The 18,720-nt window shown below is 46.2% G+C and carries 15 protein-coding genes and 1 tRNA gene; 14 read left to right on the forward strand and 2 right to left on the reverse strand.

Translation table 11 applies throughout. The annotated features are described in order from the left end of the window. Positions 1 to 127: 127 nt before the first annotated feature. Positions 128 to 198, forward strand: a tRNA-Gln gene (locus HYN48_RS05120). A gap of 100 nt (positions 199 to 298) precedes the next feature. Here HYN48_RS05120 and HYN48_RS05125 read toward each other — a convergent pair. Beyond that, entirely contained in the window at positions 299 to 1,123 is an 825-nt protein-coding gene (locus HYN48_RS05125; RefSeq protein WP_108370103.1) for a universal stress protein, read from the reverse strand. A 173-nt stretch (positions 1,124 to 1,296) separates the two neighbouring features. On the opposite strand from HYN48_RS05125, the gene rimP reads away from it, so the two are divergent. Genes rimP through infB form a run of 3 tightly spaced genes read left to right on the forward strand, consistent with a single transcriptional unit; the run spans position 1,297 to position 5,812 of the window. Continuing rightward, a complete protein-coding gene (gene rimP / locus HYN48_RS05130; RefSeq protein ID WP_108373382.1) occupies positions 1,297 to 1,764 on the forward strand; it encodes a ribosome assembly cofactor RimP in 468 nt (155 codons plus the stop codon). Positions 1,765 to 1,774: 10 nt separating this feature from the next. Continuing rightward, entirely contained in the window at positions 1,775 to 3,019 is a 1,245-nt protein-coding gene (nusA, locus tag HYN48_RS05135) for a transcription termination factor NusA (RefSeq protein ID WP_108370104.1), read from the forward strand. 48 nt (positions 3,020 to 3,067) lie between these two features. Further along, positions 3,068 to 5,812 carry a translation initiation factor IF-2 gene (gene infB, locus HYN48_RS05140; protein ID WP_108370105.1) on the forward strand — a complete coding sequence of 915 codons (2,745 nt, stop codon included), beginning with the start codon at positions 3,068 to 3,070 and terminating at the stop codon, positions 5,810 to 5,812. Positions 5,813 to 5,937: 125 nt separating this feature from the next. Here the strand turns inward: infB and HYN48_RS05145 are convergent, their stop codons facing one another. Further along, the gene (locus HYN48_RS05145) at positions 5,938 to 6,327 is read right to left on the reverse strand and encodes an SPOR domain-containing protein (protein WP_108370106.1); all 390 of its coding nucleotides are present in this window, start codon (positions 6,325 to 6,327) and stop codon (positions 5,938 to 5,940) included. A gap of 218 nt (positions 6,328 to 6,545) precedes the next feature. Between HYN48_RS05145 and HYN48_RS05150 the strand changes: the two genes are divergently transcribed. From HYN48_RS05150 to HYN48_RS05200, 10 genes are all read left to right on the forward strand, one after another. Further along, positions 6,546 to 7,883, forward strand: a complete 1,338-nt coding sequence (locus HYN48_RS05150) for a c-type cytochrome (RefSeq protein ID WP_108370107.1) — start codon at positions 6,546 to 6,548, stop codon at positions 7,881 to 7,883. Between the two features lie 54 nt (positions 7,884 to 7,937). After that, on the forward strand, positions 7,938 to 11,000 hold the full coding sequence (locus tag HYN48_RS05155; protein ID WP_108370108.1) for a TAT-variant-translocated molybdopterin oxidoreductase: 3,063 nt from the start codon (positions 7,938 to 7,940) through the stop codon (positions 10,998 to 11,000). Positions 11,001 to 11,034: 34 nt separating this feature from the next. Continuing rightward, positions 11,035 to 12,438: an NrfD/PsrC family molybdoenzyme membrane anchor subunit gene (gene nrfD, locus HYN48_RS05160; protein ID WP_108370109.1), complete on the forward strand. Its 1,404-nt coding sequence runs from the start codon at positions 11,035 to 11,037 to the stop codon at positions 12,436 to 12,438. Continuing rightward, positions 12,431 to 12,958: a DUF3341 domain-containing protein gene (locus HYN48_RS05165; RefSeq protein ID WP_108370110.1), complete on the forward strand. Its 528-nt coding sequence runs from the start codon at positions 12,431 to 12,433 to the stop codon at positions 12,956 to 12,958. Before nrfD ends, HYN48_RS05165 begins: the two co-directional genes overlap by 8 nt. A gap of 8 nt (positions 12,959 to 12,966) precedes the next feature. After that, a complete protein-coding gene (locus HYN48_RS05170; RefSeq protein WP_108370111.1) occupies positions 12,967 to 13,512 on the forward strand; it encodes a c-type cytochrome in 546 nt (181 codons plus the stop codon). Between the two features lie 28 nt (positions 13,513 to 13,540). Beyond that, positions 13,541 to 15,088, forward strand: coding sequence for a cation-translocating P-type ATPase (locus HYN48_RS05180; protein WP_181248533.1), 1,548 nt, complete (start codon positions 13,541 to 13,543; stop codon positions 15,086 to 15,088). 18 nt (positions 15,089 to 15,106) lie between these two features. After that, positions 15,107 to 16,270, forward strand: coding sequence for a cytochrome c oxidase subunit II (locus HYN48_RS05185; protein ID WP_108370112.1), 1,164 nt, complete (start codon positions 15,107 to 15,109; stop codon positions 16,268 to 16,270). A 27-nt stretch (positions 16,271 to 16,297) separates the two neighbouring features. After that, positions 16,298 to 18,100 (forward strand): cytochrome c oxidase subunit I, encoded by a 1,803-nt coding sequence (locus tag HYN48_RS05190; protein ID WP_108370113.1) that lies wholly within the window; start codon positions 16,298 to 16,300, stop codon positions 18,098 to 18,100. Positions 18,101 to 18,185: 85 nt separating this feature from the next. Then, entirely contained in the window at positions 18,186 to 18,422 is a 237-nt protein-coding gene (locus HYN48_RS05195) for a (4Fe-4S)-binding protein (RefSeq protein WP_108370114.1), read from the forward strand. Continuing rightward, positions 18,415 to 18,705, forward strand: a complete 291-nt coding sequence (locus tag HYN48_RS05200; RefSeq protein ID WP_108370115.1) for a GNAT family N-acetyltransferase — start codon at positions 18,415 to 18,417, stop codon at positions 18,703 to 18,705. The genes HYN48_RS05195 and HYN48_RS05200 overlap by 8 nt, the downstream gene beginning before the upstream one ends. Positions 18,706 to 18,720: the final 15 nt, after the last annotated feature.

Here is an 18,720-nt window from a genome sequence, read left to right on the forward strand (position 1 = left end):
GCGCGTTTTCAATGGTGTGGAAGCGGCTGTGGCGATGGGTTCGCGACTAAAATATTTGCATTTTTTTTCTTCAAAAATTTGGAAGGTTTGTTTTTTGTACTAAATTTGCACTCGCAATATGCAATGCTGGCCTATGGTGTAATGGTAACACTACGGTTTTTGGTGCCGTCTTTCTAGGTTCGAGTCCTAGTGGGCCAACAGAAAAAGCCTCTCAATCGAGAGGCTTTTTTATTTTGGGTGAAGGAAAATATCGCTTCGTTTTCTGCCGGTGGTCGCTTACTGCCGTCTTATTCCAATTTTAAATTTTAAAGGTTACCACGGGCCTGACGGCATGGTTGACGAGATCCTCGCTGATACTGCCGTTGAAGAAATGGGAAAAACCGGTACGTCCGTGCGTGCAGACCCCAATCACATCCGCATCGACCTTATTGGCGTAATTCAGGATGCCTTTTTCAACATTGTAGTCATTGTAAATATGAAGGGAATGCCTGCTGATGCTGAAGTCCTTAATGAAGTCGTTCATTACTTTTTCCGCTTCCGTCGTGGAACGGAAACTATTCGGGGTATTGATCATGACCAGATTCAGGTCGGCATCAAAAATATTGGCGAAGGCAACCAGTTTTTGGAACGGTTTTTTGATTTCCGCAGAAAAATCTGAGGCGAATACGAAATTGTCGGCCTTGAAATTGGCAATGTTGTTCTTTACAACCAAAACCGGAACCTCTGACGTGCGCACGGTTTTTTCAGTAATCGAGCCAATCGTGTTGTTGTCATATCCTGATGCCCCGTGCGATCCCATAACAATAAGGTCTATATTGTGTTCCCGGCTGTACGTTGCAATACCTTCAAACGCCTTTTCACTGCGGGCTTCGGTAACGACGTGTATGCCGTTTAGTTCACCGTTTTCCTTAAGCAGGTCCAGTTTTTCCTGGGTTTTTTTGAGGAAAAGCATGACTTCAGGGATATTTACGCCGCTGCTCACGGCATCGTTCATGTGTGTCGGCAGGTCGAGCAGGTTGAGAAGGTACAGGTCGCTGTTGGTTTTTTTTGCAATTTGGGCCGCCACGTTCATGGCGTAGTTGGCGTGTTCAGAAAAATCGGTTGGGACGAGGATTCTTTTCATGATAAAAGTGTAAGAAGATTATTAAAAAATCAATTGTTTTAACAAAATAAAGGTAAGAAATATTTTTAGACAAGGCAAAGATTTTGATTTACAAAAAAATCGCTATATTTGCACCGTTATTTATTACAACTTAAATAATGAGGGGAGCATCGCTCCCCTCTTTTTATAAAATTATGACATTCAGGGAAAAAGTCGCAGCATTATTAGAACAGGGATTGAGTGAAAAACCCGATATTTTCTTAATTGATTTCAATATTTCAGACGGATTTAAGATTACCGTAACCCTTGACGGCGACCACGGAGTGACTCTGCAGGACTGCATTGATGTCAGTCGCGCCATCGAGCACAACCTGGACAGGGAAGAACAGGATTTTTCGCTGGAAGTGGCTTCGGCAGGCGTTTCATCACCACTGAAAATCGTCAGGCAGTACAGGAAGAACCTTGGCAGGACGCTGCAGGTAAAGACGACTTCGGAAACTATTGAGGCTGAGCTTGTTGACGTCAATGAGGAATTCATTACCTTAGCATGGGAAGCCAGGGAGCCAAAAAAAATCGGGAAAGGAAAGGAAACCGTGCAGAAAACGCAGCAGGTTCCTTATTCGGACATAAAAGAAGCAATGGTTACAATAACATTTAATTAAAAGAGTTGGCATGGAAAATTTAGCATTAATCGATTCATTTTCAGAGTTTAAAGATGATAAGCTCATTGATCGTGTAACGCTTATGGCGATTTTGGAAGATGTGTTCCGCAATGCATTGAAAAAGAAATTCGGATCTGACGATAATTTTGATATCATCATCAACCCGGACAAAGGGGATATGGAAATCTGGAGAAGAAGGGTCATTGTTGCTGATGACGACCTGGATCTGGAGAATGAGGAAATCACATTGACCGAAGCCAGAAAAATCGAGCCTGACTTTGAAATCGGAGAGGAAGTTTCCGAGGAAGTAAAATTGATCGATTTGGGAAGAAGGGCCATCCTGGCATTGCGTCAGAACCTGATTTCCAAAATCCACGAACACGACAATACCAATCTTTATAAGCAGTTTAAGGACCTGATCGGTGAAATTTATACGGCTGAAGTGCACCATGTTCGCCCAAGAGTCGTAATTTTGGTTGATGATGAAGGCAACGAGATCGTGTTGCCAAAGGAAAAGCAGATTCCGTCCGACTTTTTCCGTAAGGGCGATAACGTCCGTGGAATCATTGAAAACGTGGAGCTCAAAGGCAATAAGCCGCAAATCATCATGTCACGTACTTCAGAGAAATTCCTCGAGAAATTATTCGAGCAGGAAATTCCGGAAGTTTTCGACGGACTGATTATGGTGAAGAATGTTGTGCGTATTCCTGGCGAGAAAGCGAAAGTAGCTGTAGATTCGTATGACGACAGGATCGATCCTGTAGGTGCTTGCGTCGGGATGAAAGGATCGAGGATCCATGGTATCGTGCGTGAATTGGGTAATGAGAACATCGACGTGATCAATTACACGACAAACCAGCAATTGTACATCACAAGAGCGTTAAGCCCTGCCAAAGTGTCCTCAATCAAGATCAATGAAGAGCACAAAAGGGCGGAAGTGTTCCTGAAACTGGAAGAAGTGTCCAAGGCCATCGGTCGCGGGGGTCACAATATCAAACTGGCAGGATTATTGACAGGGTATGAACTGGATGTCATCCGTGAAGGAAATATTGCAGATGAAGAAGATGACGTAGAATTGACTGAGTTCTCTGATGAAATCGAGGCCTGGGTGATCGAGGAATTTTCAAAAATCGGACTCGATACCGCAAGAAGCATCCTTAAGCAGGACGTAAATGACCTTGTCAGGAGAACTGATCTTGAGGAAGAAACCATCTTGGACGTGATGCGTATCCTCAAAGAAGAATTCAACAACTAAAAATCCTTTTAAACAACACACAACTAAAGGTAATTATAAAAACTATTTATGTCTGAAGAGAGAGTAATAAGAATTAACAGGGTTTTAAGGGAACTGAATATTTCCTTGGAAAGGGCCGTTGATTATCTGAAAGATAAAGGGATTGCGATTGAAGCGAATCCGAACGCGAAAATTTCCGAGAGAGAATTCGGCATCCTGCAGGACCAATTTGCAGGCGACAGGGGAAACAAGGAAGCTTCCAAGGAAGTAGGCGAGGAAAAAAGGAAAGAAAAAGAAGCGCTTCGCATCGAGCGCGAGCGTGAAATCGAAGAAAAACGCAGGCAGGACGAGGAGCGTCTTCGGAGCCAGCAGGAAGTCATTAAGGCTAAGGCAGTGGTGACCGGCCCGAAAACCGTCGGAAGTATCGACCTGAACCCGAAAAAGCCTGTAGTTGCTGAACAGAAAGCCGCGGAACCCGTTAAGCCGGAACCTGCAAAACCGGAAGCGCCAAAAGCGGAAACGCCTGTTGCTGCCGCTCCTTCAGCAAGCACGACCGAGAAGGCCGCGCCCACGCCGGCTGCTGCGCCCGCTCAGGATGAGGCCATTACGACACAGTATGTGCAGCTCTCGGGGGCGACTTTTACGGGGCAGACTATTGATTTGTCGCAGTTTGACAAGCCCAAAAAGAAAAGAGAAGATCTCAAGATTACACCCAATAACCCCGGCGCAAACGCTGCGGGTGCCGCTGGGCAGAATAAGAATAAGCGCAAGCGCATCATGCCAAAACCGGGTGCTACCGGCGCAGGTCAGGGCAACAGTGCCGGAAACAATGCGAATAGGGGTCCCGGCGGAAAGCCTGGATTCAATAAACCGGGCAGCCGTCCGGCTATTGTAGCCAAAGTAGAGCCGACCGAAGAGGAAGTGAAAAACCAGATCCGGGAAACGCTTGAAAAACTTCAGGGTAAAGGCGGCAAGTCGAAGGCAGCCAAGTACCGAAGAGACAAGAGGGAAACGCACCGCCAGAAATCCGAGGACGAACAGCGTTCGCTCGAGGAAGGCAGCAAAACCATCAAGGTTACCGAATTCGTAACCGTCGGCGAAATCGCCACGATGATGGACGTGCCGATTACCAAAGTCATCGGTACCTGCATGTCGCTTGGGATTATGGTAACCATGAACCAGCGTCTGGATGCCGAAACGCTTACGATTGTTGCAGACGAATTTGGTTTCGATGTAGAGTTTATTACCTCTGATATTGAAGAAAACATTAAGGTGGTCGAGGACCGCGAAGAAGACCTTGTCACGCGCGCCCCGATTGTCACGGTAATGGGTCACGTCGATCACGGAAAGACATCGCTGCTCGATTATATCCGAAAGGAAAACGTAATCGCCGGAGAATCCGGAGGCATTACCCAGCACATTGGTGCTTATGGGGTAACTTTGGACAACGGACAAAAAATTGCATTCCTCGATACTCCGGGTCACGAGGCATTTACCGCCATGCGTGCGCGTGGTGCCCAGGTGACCGATATTGCCATTATCGTAGTGGCAGCGGACGATGACATCATGCCGCAGACTAAGGAAGCGATCAGCCACGCCCAGGCGGCGAATGTGCCGATCATCTTCGCCATCAACAAGGTCGATAAGCCCAATGCCAATCCAGAGAAAATCAAGGAAAGGCTGGCTGGTATGAACCTTCTTGTGGAAGACTGGGGTGGAAAAATCCAATCGCACGATATTTCGGCCAAGGTCGGAACAGGCGTAAAGGATCTTTTGGAAAAAGTACTGCTCGAAGCCGAAATCCTCGATTTGAAGGCCAATCCGAACAAGCCTGCCTCAGGAACTGTGGTAGAAGCCTTTCTTGACAAAGGCAAAGGATATGTATCGACCATCCTGGTTCAGGAAGGAACGCTCAAGGTAGGCGATTATATGCTTGCCGGAAAACACCATGGTAAAATTAAGGCCATGCACGACGAGCGCGGGCATGTCGTAAAAGAAGCCGGGCCATCCACGCCGGTATCGGTACTTGGATTGGATGGGGCTGCGACAGCCGGTGACAAGTTCAATGTCTTTGAAGACGAAAGGGAAGCCAAGGCCATTGCGGCAAAACGTACCCAACTGATGCGCGAGCAATCCGTACGTACGCAAAGGCATATCACGCTTGCAGAGATCGGCAGGCGTATTGCACTGGGCCAGTTTAAGGAACTCAACATCATCCTTAAGGGAGACGTTGACGGGTCAGTAGAAGCGCTTTCGGACTCGTTTTCGAAATTGTCTACTGAGGAAATCCAGATCAACATCATCCACAAAGGCGTAGGGGCCATTACCGAGACCGATGTCATGCTGGCTTCAGCTTCTGACGCGATCATTATCGGATTCAACGTGCGTCCTGCAGGAAATGCGAGGGCATTGGCCGATAAGGAGGAAATTGACATCCGAAACTATTCCATCATTTACGATGCGATCGACGACCTGAAAGATGCGATGGAAGGCATGCTCTCTCCTGAGATGAAGGAGGAGATTACCGGAACTGCCGAAATCAGGGAAGTATTCAAGATTTCTAAAGTGGGATCGATTGCGGGCTGTATGGTAACCGACGGGAAAATATTCAGGAATTCTAAAATACGGATCATCCGTGAAGGCGTTGTGGTGCATACCGGAGAACTGGCAACACTGAAGCGTTTCAAGGACGACGTCAAGGAAGTATCGAAAGGATACGACTGCGGAATCCAGATTAAGGGGTATAACGACATCGAGCAACTGGATCTGATCGAAGCCTTCCAGGAAGTGGCGGTAAAGAAAAAGTTGAAATAACCTGCGGACTGGCTGAACAAAGTCTGAATTTCGCGATAGATATTAAAAAAGCGCCCTTTTGGGGCGCTTTTTTTGTAATGTGATATAGGTCAAAACTGATGTCTCGACGGTGAGGAGAAAATCGGTTACTTATTAGGCCTGATCAGCAGCGCATTGGGGTACTCTCCCTTGATTTCACTGAGGCTGCGTTCCGCTTCGATGCGGGTTTTCAGGTTTCCTACCCACACTTTGTAGAAAGGTGTATTGAAGATGATCGTCCCGTCATAATTTTTGAACTTTTTCCTGAAATCGGCCAGCGCTTTTTTGGATGTTTCGCTGTCTCCGGTATAAATCTGGATTTTGTAGCGGTCATTCACGGTAATCGAGGAATTAATCCTGCGCTTTTCCTTCAATAGGTTTTCGAACTTCGGATCCTGCGTGATGATCGTTTTCGACTCCTGCGAAAACATCGGGACGGCGGACAAAATTAAAATGCCAATGGTCCACAAAGCCGTCTTCCCGTTCCATTTTTTCATAAGTATATGTTTTTTAAACAAATGTAATATTTCCTGCAATACTAAGGCTCCGCAAATTATTTAGAATTGGTATAAATTGGATATTAAGATATATTTAAGGTTTTGAGAATGGTTCTTAAGTCGTATTTTTGTGCAGGTTTAAAAAGGGTGTATTGTGCTTTTTCACTGACAATCAGGGAGAAAGACTGCGCCTACATTAGTCGATAATCATTTAAAATATGAAAAAGGTGGGTAACCATAATTCGATTTCGAGAAATTTATTTTACAGTTTGGCGATTCTGCTGGCTTTTTCCTTCACTTCATTTGCTCAAGATCCTGCTGCTCCGGTGGCTACCGCGATGGCTGCTCCGGCAACGACTGCGGCTCCTGCGGCTGCGGGTGATCCTGCGGCGGGAAAGGCCTTGTTTAATGCCAACTGTGCTGCCTGTCACAAGCTTGACACTAAAATGACCGGTCCTGCTTTGAGGAATGTTGCGGAAAAGCATGATAAGGAGTGGCTTTATAAGTGGATCCATAACAGCTCTGAGATGATCAAGTCCGGGGACGCTGCGGCTGTGAAATTATTTGAGGAAAATAACAAATCGGTCATGACGGCTTTCCCGCAATTGTCAACTACTGATATTGATAACATTATTGCATACACCTCTGAGCCGGCTCCGGTTGCTGAGAAAACTACTTCGGCCGGGCCTCCGGGAACTGCTGCTGAAGGGGGTATGTCAAACAATCTGATCCTTGGAATCCTGGTGATTGTTTTGGCGGTGCTTATTGTGATGTTGGTGCTTGTGGGCCGCACACTCAAAAGGATTGCTGCTGCCAATGGCGTTGTTTATGCCGAAAAGGAACCTCGTATCTCAATCTGGAAGGCCTACGCCAAAAACCAATTCCTCGTTCTGGTGACAGCGATATTCCTTCTTCTAGCGAGCGGATACTACGTGTACGGATTCCTGATGCAGGTGGGTGTTGACCAGGACTACCAGCCGGTACAGCCAATCCATTATTCACATAAAATCCACGCGGGAGATAACGGCATCGACTGTAAATATTGCCACTCTTCGGCAAGGGTCAGTAAGAATGCAGGCATCCCTTCTTTGAATGTTTGTATGAACTGCCATAAGAACATTTCTGAGTTCCAGGGCGACAAGGATTCGATCTATGATTATTCCAAAGAGTTCTATACAGGAGAAATCCAGAAATTATATGATGCCGTGGGCTGGGATAAGACTGCCCAGAAATACACTGGGAAATCCCATCCTGTAAAATGGACACGCATCCACAATCTTCCTGATTTCGCATACTTCAATCACTCACAGCACGTAACGGTTGCCGGTGTTGAATGCCAGAAGTGTCACGGTCCGGTGCAAACGTACGAAGTGCAGAAACAATTTGCGCCATTGACCATGGGATGGTGTATCAACTGCCACCGCGAAACTGAAGTGAAAATGGAAGGTAACGATTACTACAAGAAAATCCATGAAGAACTGTCTAAAAGATATGGCGTTGACAAGCTGACTGCTGCGCAAATGGGTGGTCTTGAGTGCGGAAAATGCCACTACTAACATCCGGATCGGACAGTAAAACAAAAATTATTAAGAAGCTAATATTTATATAAGATGTCATCAAACAAAAAATACTGGAAAAGTGTTGAAGAACTAAACGAAAATAGTTCTATTGTTGAGGCGTTAAGGAATAACGAGTTTGTCGAAGCCATCCCAACCGATGAGTTTCTTGGGGATAAGGAAGCGCTGTCTTCTTCGTCAACAACGCGTCGTGATTTCTTAAAGTACGTTGGATTTTCAACCGCAGCAGCATCTCTCGCCGCTTGTGAAGGTCCTGTAGTTAAATCAATTCCTTATGTAGTACAACCCGAGCAAATCATTCCGGGTGTTTCGAACTTCTACGCGACTTCGGTATTCGACGGATTTGATTTCGCCAACATCCTTGTAAAAACAAGAGAAGGCCGTCCGATTAAGATTGAAAACAATACGATTGCGGGTGCGTCATTCTCTGCCAATGCCAGGGTGCATGCTTCTATTTTGTCGTTGTACGACAACATGCGTTTGAAGCAACCGAAGGTTAACGGCAAAGATGCTTCATGGACAGAGGCTGATGCAGAAATAAGAAAAGGTCTGGCTGCTGCCAAGGCTAACGGTGGGCAGGTGGTATTGCTTACCGGAACTTTGGCGAGTCCTTCAACAGAGAAGCTGATTTCAGAATTTATTGCCCAAAATCCGAATGCAAAGCACGTAGTGTATGATGCGGTGTCATCATCCGCGGCGCTGGATGCTTATGAAATGGTTTACGGGGAGCGCGCTTTGGTTAATTACGATTTTTCAAAAGCAGACACCATTGTTTCAGTAGGTGCAGATTTTCTCGGAGACTGGCAGGGTGGCGGTTATGATGCAGGTTATGCCAAAGGCAGGGTTCCCGCAAATAACCGCATGTCCAAGCATTTCCAGATGGAGTCCAATATGACTTTGTCAGGTGCTGCTGCAGATAATAGGATCCCGATGACGACTGCGCAACAAAAACATGCGTTGGCGCACATATATAATGTAATCGTTGGTGGCGGTGCTTCAGTTAACCTCGATGCAAAAGTAAAGGCCGGTGTTGAAAAAGCGGCACAACAGTTAAAATCATCCGGATCAAAAGGACTTTTGGTTTCCGGGATCCAGGATAAGAACGCACAATTGCTTGTCTTGGCAATCAACAACAGGCTGGCCAGCGAGGCGTTCCTGACTGCAGGGCTGAGACAAATCCGAAAAGGATCCAACGAAAAAGTGGCCCAACTCGTTAATGATGTCATTGGCGGGAAAGTTCAGGCGCTGATCATGAGTGGTATCAATCCTGTGTACTCTCTGCCGAATGGTAAGGCCTTTGGTGAAGCGATTAAGAAAATGCCGCTTTCCGTTGCATTCTCTTTGAGGGAAGACGAAACAGCGATGATGTCTAAAGTGGCCGTCGGTACTACGCATTATCTGGAATCATGGAACGATTTAAGTTTGCTGAAAGGGACATATGCCTTAACGCAGCCAACAATCCGCCCATTGTTCCCGCAGACAAAGCAATTTCAGGAAGCATTGTTGGCTTGGACCGGAAAAACCGGTACGTTTTATGATTATGTTAAGGCCAATTCGGCTTCGTATATTGCGGGTTCTACATGGAATCAGGTATTGCACGATGGTGTTTTCGGAACTCCGATGGCACAAATCGGCGGGTCGGCTGATGGGTCGGGTGCGGCTGCTGCACTTGCACAGGCTAAACACTCCGGGACTGAGTTGGTACTGTATACCAAAACAGGAATGGGCGATGGCCAGCAGGCACACAACCCATGGTTGCAGGAATTCCCTGATCCTATCACAAGGGTTTCATGGGACAATTATGTAACTGTTTCAGCTAAGGATGCCAAAGAATGGAAGCTCGAGAATTACAATGTTGCCAATGGTGGACTTAACGGAAGTTATGTGACGCTCGAAGTAAACGGTGTGAAACTTGAAAATGTCCCTGTAATTATACAGCCCGGACAGGCTATGGGAACAGTAGGTGTAGCACTGGGTTACGGAAAAACCGCTGCCCTGAAAGAAGAAATGCAAGTGGGCGTTAACGCTTACACACTCTATAATAACTTTAATGATGTCCAGTCGGTTAAGGTATCCAAGTCATCCGGCGTCCACGAATTTGCGTGTATCCAGCTGCACAAGACCTTAATGGGCCGCGGAGACATCATCAAAGAGACCACGTTGAAAATCTTTAGCTCCGAGGATGCTGAAAAATGGAATGAGCAACCTGTAGTGTCTTTGGATCACAAGGAAGTTCCTGCTACTTCGGTTGATTTATGGGAGCCTTTCGATCACTCTGTGGGCCATCACTTTAACCTTTCGATTGACTTGAATGCCTGTACGGGATGCGGCGCCTGCGTTATCGCCTGCCACGCTGAGAATAACGTTCCGGTAGTAGGAAAGTCTGAGATGAGGAGAAGCCGCGATATGCACTGGTTGCGCATCGATAGGTATTATTCTTCAGAGGAGACTTTTGCCAAAGACGATATCAAGAAAGAGGAGTTTGACGGATTGTTTGGTGAAAAAGGTTCTTTGGGCGGTTTCGGAGAAATGGAAAATGCCTATGCTGAGAACCCTCAGGTCGCCTTCCAGCCGGTAATGTGCCAGCACTGTAACCATGCTCCTTGTGAAACGGTTTGTCCGGTAGCTGCCACTTCGCACTCGCGTCAGGGGCAAAACCATATGGCTTACAACCGTTGTGTTGGGACCAGATACTGCGCGAACAACTGTCCGTATAAAGTGCGTCGTTTCAACTGGTTCTTATATGCGAACAATGATGAGTTCGATTACCATATGAATAACGATATGGGCCGCATGGTTCTGAATCCGGACGTAAATGTACGTTCGCGTGGGGTCATGGAGAAATGCTCTATGTGTATCCAGAAAACACAACTGACTATCCTTACGGCAAAACGCGAAGGAAGGGAAGTGAAAAAAGACGAATTCGAGACCGCCTGTTCGGCCGCCTGTTCATCAGGGGCAATGGTTTTCGGAGACGTAAACAATAAAGAAAGCAAGGTAGCCGAATTGGCACAGGATGACAGGATGTATCATTTGCTAGAGCACGTAGGGACAAAACCGAATGTGTTCTACCATGTTAAAGTCAGAAATACCTAACTAGAATAATTAATCAGAAACAATATAAAGGATTATGTCGTCTCACTACGAAGCACCCATTAGGAAACCTTTAGTCATAGGTGATAAAACTTATCACGATGTAACAGTTGATGTCGCTGCGCCGGTTGAAGGTAAGGCAAATAAACAATGGTGGGTGGTTTTTTCCATCGCATTGGCCGCTTTCCTTTGGGGAATAGGCTGCATCACTTACACCATCTCGACAGGTATCGGGGTTTGGGGATTAAACAGAACGGTCAACTGGGCTTGGGATATTACCAACTTCGTTTGGTGGGTAGGTATCGGGCACGCAGGAACGCTGATCTCTGCCGTACTGTTGCTGTTCCGCCAGAAATGGAGAATGGCCATCAACCGTTCTGCGGAAGCCATGACCATCTTCTCGGTAGTTCAGGCCGGTTTGTTCCCAATCATCCACATGGGACGTCCATGGTTGGCATACTGGGTACTTCCGATCCCAAACCAGTTCGGATCACTTTGGGTGAACTTCAACTCGCCGCTGCTTTGGGACGTATTTGCAATCTCCACGTATCTATCTGTATCATTGGTATTCTGGTGGACAGGTTTGTTACCGGATTTCGCAATGATCAGGGACAGGGCGGTAACGCCGTTTACAAAAAAGATTTATTCTATCATCAGTTTCGGATGGAGCGGTCGTGCAAAGGACTGGCAGCGTTTTGAGGAAGTTTCGCTGGTACTTGCCGGTTTGGCAACGCCACTTGTACTTTCGGTGCACACCATCGTATCCTTTGACTTTGCTACGTCAGTAATTCCCGGATGGCATACCACTATTTTCCCTCCATATTTCGTTGCCGGGGCGGTATTCTCTGGTTTTGCGATGGTAAACACGCTTCTTATCATCATGAGGAAAGTGTCTCATCTTGAAGCCTACATCACCATCCAGCATATCGAACTGATGAACATCATCATTATGATTACGGGATCTATCGTAGGTGTCGCTTACATCACTGAGCTCTTCGTTGCCTGGTATTCAGGAGTAGAATACGAACAGTACGCGTTCCTTAACCGTGCGACCGGACCTTACTGGTGGGCATACTGGTCGATGATGACCTGCAACGTATTCTCCCCACAGTTCATGTGGTTCAAGAAGCTGCGTACGAGCATCATGTTTTCGTTCATCATTTCCATCGTAGTAAATATCGGGATGTGGTTTGAAAGGTTTGTGATCATCGTGACGTCACTGCACAGGGACTACCTGCCATCTTCATGGACGATGTTCCAGCCTACATTCGTCGACATCGGAATATTCATAGGAACCATCGGATTCTTCTTCGTGTTGTTCCTGTTGTATGCAAGGGCGTTCCCTGTAATCGCACAGGCGGAGGTGAAGACAATCCTGAAATCATCGGGAGACAATTATAAAAGATTAAGAGAAGCAAATAAAGATTCACACCATGAGTAGTAATAAAGTTATTTACGCTATTTACAATGATGATGACGTGCTGATGGATGCCGTAAAGAAAACGCGCGCAGCCCACCATCACATTGAAGAAGTTTTCACGCCGTTTCCTGTGCACGGATTGGACAAGGCAATGGGGCTTGCGCCCACAAGGCTGGCCATTTGCGCGTTCATTTACGGTTTGTGCGGACTCTCATTCGCTACCTGGATGATGAATAATATAATGATTTCAGACTGGCCTCAGGATATCGGAGGTAAGCCGAGCTTCAGCTACATACAGAACATGCCGGCTTTTGTGCCTGTGATGTTCGAGATGACCGTATTTTTCGCAGCCCACCTTATGGTAATCACTTTCTATATGAGAAGCAGGCTGTGGCCGTTCAAGCAGGCTGAGAACCCGGATGTAAGGACAACAGATGACCATTTCCTGATGGAAGTTTCCGTAAAAGGAAATGAAGACGATATGGTTGCTTTCTTCCAGAATACCGGAGCAGTCGAAGTTAAAGTAATTGAGAAACATTAATCACAGATATGAAAACGGTAAACAAATTAGTGTTTTTATTAGCATTGTCAGCCATTGCGGTTTCCTGTCATAATAAGGAAAATCCGAATTACCAATACATGCCGAATATGTACCAGTCCGTGGGTTATGAAACCTATTCAGAGTCCAAAGCCTTCCGCAATGGCAAAGAAGGGCAACTGCCACCGGACGGCACGATCAAGAGAGGCTATGTCCCTTATGAGTATCCGAATACCACCGATGGCTACAACGCCGCGAAGGCCAACCTGAAATCCCCTTTGGATTCAACAGCCGTCGACATGGACAAAGCCGGGCAGCTTTTCAACATTTACTGTGCGATTTGCCACGGTGAAAAAGGTGATGGGAAAGGCAATCTTTCCAAACGGGAGAAGTTTCTTGGTGTCCCAAGTTATAAAGACAGGGTAATCACTGAAGGCAGTGTTTTCCATGTGGAAACTTTCGGACTGAACTCAATGGGATCTTATGCCAACCAGCTTGATACACACGAACGCTGGATGGTTGCTGCTTATGTAATGAAGCTGAAAAGCGAACTTTAAAATTGTATAACACACTGATTTACTAGATATGTACACATTTTCAAGCAAGTTAAAAACACTTTCGATAGTCCTGATGATTCTTGGAATCCTCGGAATAGGATACGGTTTTTTAAGTGCACCAAAAAATACGGCTGACGTCGAGAAAATCCTGAAAGAGGAAGAAGCGCACCATGGAGGCGGTCACCACGAGGCAGCGGCTGCTCCGGCACATGAAATGCCAAAGGTGCTTCCGGCTGAAGAAGGTCATGCTGAAGAAGCCCATCATGAAGCTGCGGCCCCTGCGGTTGCTGTAACGAGTGCTGATAGTACATCGGTGAAATTGTTGGATACCATCGCCGTAGATTCGGCGAAAGTGGCTGTAGCGCCAGTAACGGACGAAGGGCATCACGCCGAGACGAAAGCTGGGCATGTTGAAGAACATCACCTGACTGCGGCTGAAGAGAAGGCACACCACGAAGAGCATGTGAATCACGTGTTTCACCAATTGCAGAACAAGCCTTGGTCTGCGTTATATGTTGCCTGTATTTTTGTAATGCTGATTTCTTTGGGTGCTTTGGCATTCTACGCGATTCAACAAGTTGCCCAGGCGGGCTGGTCACCGGTACTTTTCCGTGTGATGCAGGGAATCACGGCCTATCTTCCGGTTGGATCTGTTATATTTTTCATATTGCTGGTTTTGGCCGGATTGCACTACAATCATTTATTCGTTTGGATGGCGGACGGCATCACTGAAAAAGGACACGAGAATTACGACAAGCTGGTTGCGGCCAAATCAGGCTACCTGAACTTTCCATTCTGGATTATCCGCGCCGCTGTATTCCTGATCGGTTGGAATTTATACCGTTATTTCTCCAGAAGGAACTGTCTGGCACAGGACGAAGCTTCAGATAATTCGTTCTACAAAAAGAATTTTAAGATGTCGGCGACGTTTCTTGTTTTCTTCATCGTGACCGAGTCGATTATGTCCTGGGATTGGATCATGTCGGTTGACCCGCACTGGTTCAGTACATTATTCGGCTGGTATGTGTTCGCCAGTTTCTTTGTAAGCGGTATCACGACTATCGCTATGGTTACACTGTACCTGAAGTCAAAAGGGTATCTGGAACACGTGAACAACAGCCACATCCATGACCTAGCAAAATTCATGTTTGGTATCAGTGTGTTCTGGACTTATTTATGGTTCTCACAATTCATGCTGATCTGGTACGCGGACATTCCGGAAGAGGTTACCTATTTCTGGACGAGGATCGAACTGTACAACCTGCCTTTCTTCGGCGCTGTTGTGATGAACTTCGTTTTCCCGATCCTTATCCTGATCAACTCAGATTTCAAGCGACTCACCTGGGTGGTTGTAATGGCTGGTATCGTAATCCTGTTCGGTCACTATGTGGATTTCTTCAACATGATTATGCCGGGAACAGTAGGAGATCGCTGGTTTATAGGTATTCCTGAAATCGGATCATTGTGTTTCTTCATCGGATTATTCCTTTTGGTAGTATTTACCGCGCTGACCAAAGCACCGTTATTACCGAAACGCAATCCTTTCATTGAAGAAAGCAAACATTTTCATTATTAATATTTAAAGCACAAACAGATGACAAGTTGGTTGGTAATTATTGTTTTAGTTCTATTATCGATTGCCGTTTGGCAACTGACTAAAATATTTGATTTGACTCAGGTCGGAGGGCAGGCCAATAGAACCGAGGTTGCCGATGATAAGGATAACAACGTTCAGGGCTACTTAATGTTTGGCTTTTTGGCATTCATTTATATTTTTACGATTTACGGGTTGTTGAAATGGGGTCACTTTGTATTGAGTAATCCTGCTTCTGAGCACGGAAAGGAAATCGACAGGCTGATGAACATCACCTGGGTCCTAATTTTTATCGTCCAGGCGGTAACACAGGTTTTACTACACTATTTCGCTTTCAAATACAGGGGTAAAAAAGAACAGAAGGCGCTTTACTTTGCTGATAACAGCAGGCTTGAAGTCATCTGGAGCGTTATTCCGGCCGTAGTACTTGCGGGTCTTATTTTATACGGTTTGTACGCTTGGACAAATATCATGTTCGTGAATGAAAAAACCGAAAAGGTTATGGTTGTCGAAGTGTATGCCAAGCAATTCCAGTGGGAAGCGAGGTATTCAGGTACGGATAATGTACTCGGTAAGGCGAATGTAAGGTATATTGAAGGCGTAAATACTTTGGGTGTCGACATGAGCGACCCGAACGCGCAGGATGATAAGACGGCCACTGAACTGCACTTGCCTAAAGGTGTAAAGGTGTTGTTTAAATTCCGTTCCCAGGATGTATTGCACTCAGCTTATTTCCCACACTTCCGCGCGCAGATGAACTGCGTTCCGGGGATGGTAACGCAATTTGCATTCACTCCTACTATTACCACACAAGAGATGCGTGCTAATGAAGACATGATTAAGAAGGTGGAAAACATCAACAGGATCAGGTCAGAGAAAAGTAAGAAATTGGTGGCTGAAGGTAAAACGGCTTTAGACCCTTACGTATTTGATTACTTACTGCTGTGTAATAAAATCTGCGGTCCTTCGCACTACAACATGCAAATGAAGGTCGTCATCGACGAACCACAGGATTTTAAGAAGTGGATAGATGGGCAAAAAACTTTGGCCCAGGCGGTAAAAGAGGACAAGGCTTCAAAAGAAGCACCGGCCCAGGAAGCGCCAACGGCCACTCCGGCCGCTGCAGATTCTACAAAGACCATGGCGCAATTGATTAAAAAATAGTCTCTTAAAATAAAAATAAAAGTACATATGTCAGCAATAGCTCACGATCACGGACACGATAACCACGCTCATGAAGAGCACCACCATAAGGATACGTTTATTACCAAATATATCTTTAGCATTGATCATAAAATGATCGCCAAGCAATACCTGCTTACCGGTATTGTGATGGGTGTTATCGGAGTGGGGATGTCAATGCTTTTCAGGATGCAGTTGGCGTGGCCAGAAGAATCATTCAGGATTTTTAATTTTCTTTTGGGAGATAAGTTTGCTCCAAACGGAGTAATGCGCAACGATATCTACCTGGCGCTCGTAACCATACACGGTACCATCATGGTGTTCTTTGTACTGACTGCAGCGCTTAGTGGTACTTTCAGTAACCTATTGATTCCATTGCAGTGCGGCGCACGTGATATGGCTTCCGGTTTTATGAATATGATATCATACTGGCTGTTTTTCCTTTCGAGCGTTGTAATGATCTGTTCTTTGTTCGTGGAATCCGGGCCGGCATCTGCGGGATGGACCATTTATCCACCCCTGAGCGCACTGCCACAGGCGATTCCGGGATCAGGAACGGGAATGACATTGTGGTTGGTTTCTATGGCCATTTTCATCGCATCCTCATTGATGGGTTCCCTGAACTATGTGGTCACTGTAATTAACCTCAGGACTAAAGGAATGAGCATGACAAGATTGCCGCTCACCATCTGGGCATTCTTCATCACCGCTGTTATCGGTATCGTATCATTCCCTGTGCTTTTGTCTGCGGCATTGCTGCTGATTATGGATAGAAGCTTCGGAACATCATTCTTCCTTTCTGATATTTACATCGCTGGAGAAGTGTTACACTATCAGGGCGGTTCTCCGGTATTGTTCGAGCACCTTTTCTGGTTCCTTGGTCACCCGGAAGTATATATCGTATTACTCCCTGCATTGGGGATCACTTCTGAGATTATAGCAACCAATTCGCGCAAGCCTATCTTCGGATACCGCGCGATGATCGCTTCCATCCTTGCCATTGCATTCTTGTCCACAATCGTATGGGGTCACCACATGTTCCTTTCCGGAATGAACCCATTCCTTGGTTCCGTATTTACATTTACGACTTTATTGATCGCCATCCCATCTGCGGTTAAGGCATTCAACTATATTACGACGCTCTGGAAAGGAAACCTGCAGCTCAACCCTGCAATGCTTTTCTCTATCGGATTGGTGTCGACGTTCATTACCGGAGGTCTTACAGGAATCATCCTTGGTGACAGTACGCTGGACATCAACGTACACGATACGTATTTCGTTGTGGCCCACTTCCACCTTGTAATGGGTATCTCGGCGCTTTACGGAATGTTTGCGGGAATCTACCACTGGTATCCGAAAATGTTCAAGCGTATGCTGAATAAGAATTTAGGTTACATCCACTTCTGGGTGACCGCGGTTTGTGCGTATGGCGTTTTCTTCCCGATGCACTTCATCGGGATGGCCGGATTGCCAAGGCGTTATTATACCAATACAAACTTCCCGCTTTTCGATGACCTTCAGGACGTAAACGTGTTGATTACGACATTTGCACTTGTTGGAGGCGCATTTCAATTGGTGTTCCTTTTCAATTTCTTCTACAGTATTTTCTACGGTAAGAAGACAGTTCAGAATCCATGGAGGTCAAATACCCTGGAGTGGACAGCACCAATCGAACACCTTCACGGGAACTGGGACGGACCTATACCTGAAGTTCACAGGTGGCCGTATGACTACAGCAAGCCGGGACATGATGAAGACTTCATTCCTCAAACCGTGCCGATGATGCCCGGAGAAGAAGAACTTCACCATTAATACTGATTATAAAGCCTTCCCTAACGGAAGGCTTTTTTTGTATTGCGGCTTTTTAATTTCTTATATTTATCCAAAATATGTTGTCATGGAAAATAGCAAGGAATATTCTAATGCGGAATTGACCATCGTCTGGAAACCCGGAATCTGTATCCATTCGGGTATTTGCGCGCGCGGATTGCCAAATGTCTTCAAACCCAGGGAAAAGCCATGGATTGATCAGCATGGTGCCTCATCACAGGAAATTATGGCTCGCATTGACCTCTGCCCTTCAAAGGCATTATCCTACTACACCCACAACGAAAAACCCCAAACCAATGGATGACTTTAGCATCAACGAAGACAAAAAGCGATTCGAACTCAAAGTAGACGGGCACATCGCATTTATCGAATTCATTCTGACCAATGACAATACCATGTTCCTCACGCACACGGAAGTCCCGTCTGCACTCGAGGGCAAGGGCGTCGGCAGTCGCATCGTCGAAAAAGCATTGCAACACCTCGCCGACCACAATTACAAGCTCGCGCCGCTGTGTCCGTTCGTCGCAAAATACCTGACCCGACATACAGACTGGAAGTCCATATTGGCGCCGGGTTACAACGTCTGATTTAAATCCATCACC

Origin of the sequence: Flavobacterium magnum, assembly GCF_003055625.1 — a bacterium.
In the GTDB taxonomy this organism is placed as follows: Bacteria; Bacteroidota; Bacteroidia; order Flavobacteriales; family Flavobacteriaceae; genus Flavobacterium; species Flavobacterium magnum.

What these genes read in the sequence shown, in the direction of transcription:
- infB (WP_108370105.1), top strand. Translation starts at nt 3,068, where the DNA reads ATGTCTGAAGAGAGAGTAATAAGAATTAACAGGGTTTTAAGGGAACTG.
- HYN48_RS05155 (WP_108370108.1), top strand. Translation starts at nt 7,938, where the DNA reads ATGTCATCAAACAAAAAATACTGGAAAAGTGTTGAAGAACTAAACGAA.
- HYN48_RS05185 (WP_108370112.1), top strand. Translation starts at nt 15,107, where the DNA reads ATGACAAGTTGGTTGGTAATTATTGTTTTAGTTCTATTATCGATTGCC.
- HYN48_RS05145 (WP_108370106.1), bottom strand. Translation starts at nt 6,327, where the DNA reads ATGAAAAAATGGAACGGGAAGACGGCTTTGTGGACCATTGGCATTTTA.
- HYN48_RS05180 (WP_181248533.1), top strand. Translation starts at nt 13,541, where the DNA reads ATGTACACATTTTCAAGCAAGTTAAAAACACTTTCGATAGTCCTGATG.
- HYN48_RS05195 (WP_108370114.1), top strand. Translation starts at nt 18,186, where the DNA reads ATGGAAAATAGCAAGGAATATTCTAATGCGGAATTGACCATCGTCTGG.
- HYN48_RS05170 (WP_108370111.1), top strand. Translation starts at nt 12,967, where the DNA reads ATGAAAACGGTAAACAAATTAGTGTTTTTATTAGCATTGTCAGCCATT.
- HYN48_RS05190 (WP_108370113.1), top strand. Translation starts at nt 16,298, where the DNA reads ATGTCAGCAATAGCTCACGATCACGGACACGATAACCACGCTCATGAA.
- HYN48_RS05150 (WP_108370107.1), top strand. Translation starts at nt 6,546, where the DNA reads ATGAAAAAGGTGGGTAACCATAATTCGATTTCGAGAAATTTATTTTAC.
- rimP (WP_108373382.1), top strand. Translation starts at nt 1,297, where the DNA reads ATGACATTCAGGGAAAAAGTCGCAGCATTATTAGAACAGGGATTGAGT.
- HYN48_RS05165 (WP_108370110.1), top strand. Translation starts at nt 12,431, where the DNA reads ATGAGTAGTAATAAAGTTATTTACGCTATTTACAATGATGATGACGTG.
- nrfD (WP_108370109.1), top strand. Translation starts at nt 11,035, where the DNA reads ATGTCGTCTCACTACGAAGCACCCATTAGGAAACCTTTAGTCATAGGT.
- HYN48_RS05200 (WP_108370115.1), top strand. Translation starts at nt 18,415, where the DNA reads ATGGATGACTTTAGCATCAACGAAGACAAAAAGCGATTCGAACTCAAA.
- HYN48_RS05125 (WP_108370103.1), bottom strand. Translation starts at nt 1,123, where the DNA reads ATGAAAAGAATCCTCGTCCCAACCGATTTTTCTGAACACGCCAACTAC.
- nusA (WP_108370104.1), top strand. Translation starts at nt 1,775, where the DNA reads ATGGAAAATTTAGCATTAATCGATTCATTTTCAGAGTTTAAAGATGAT.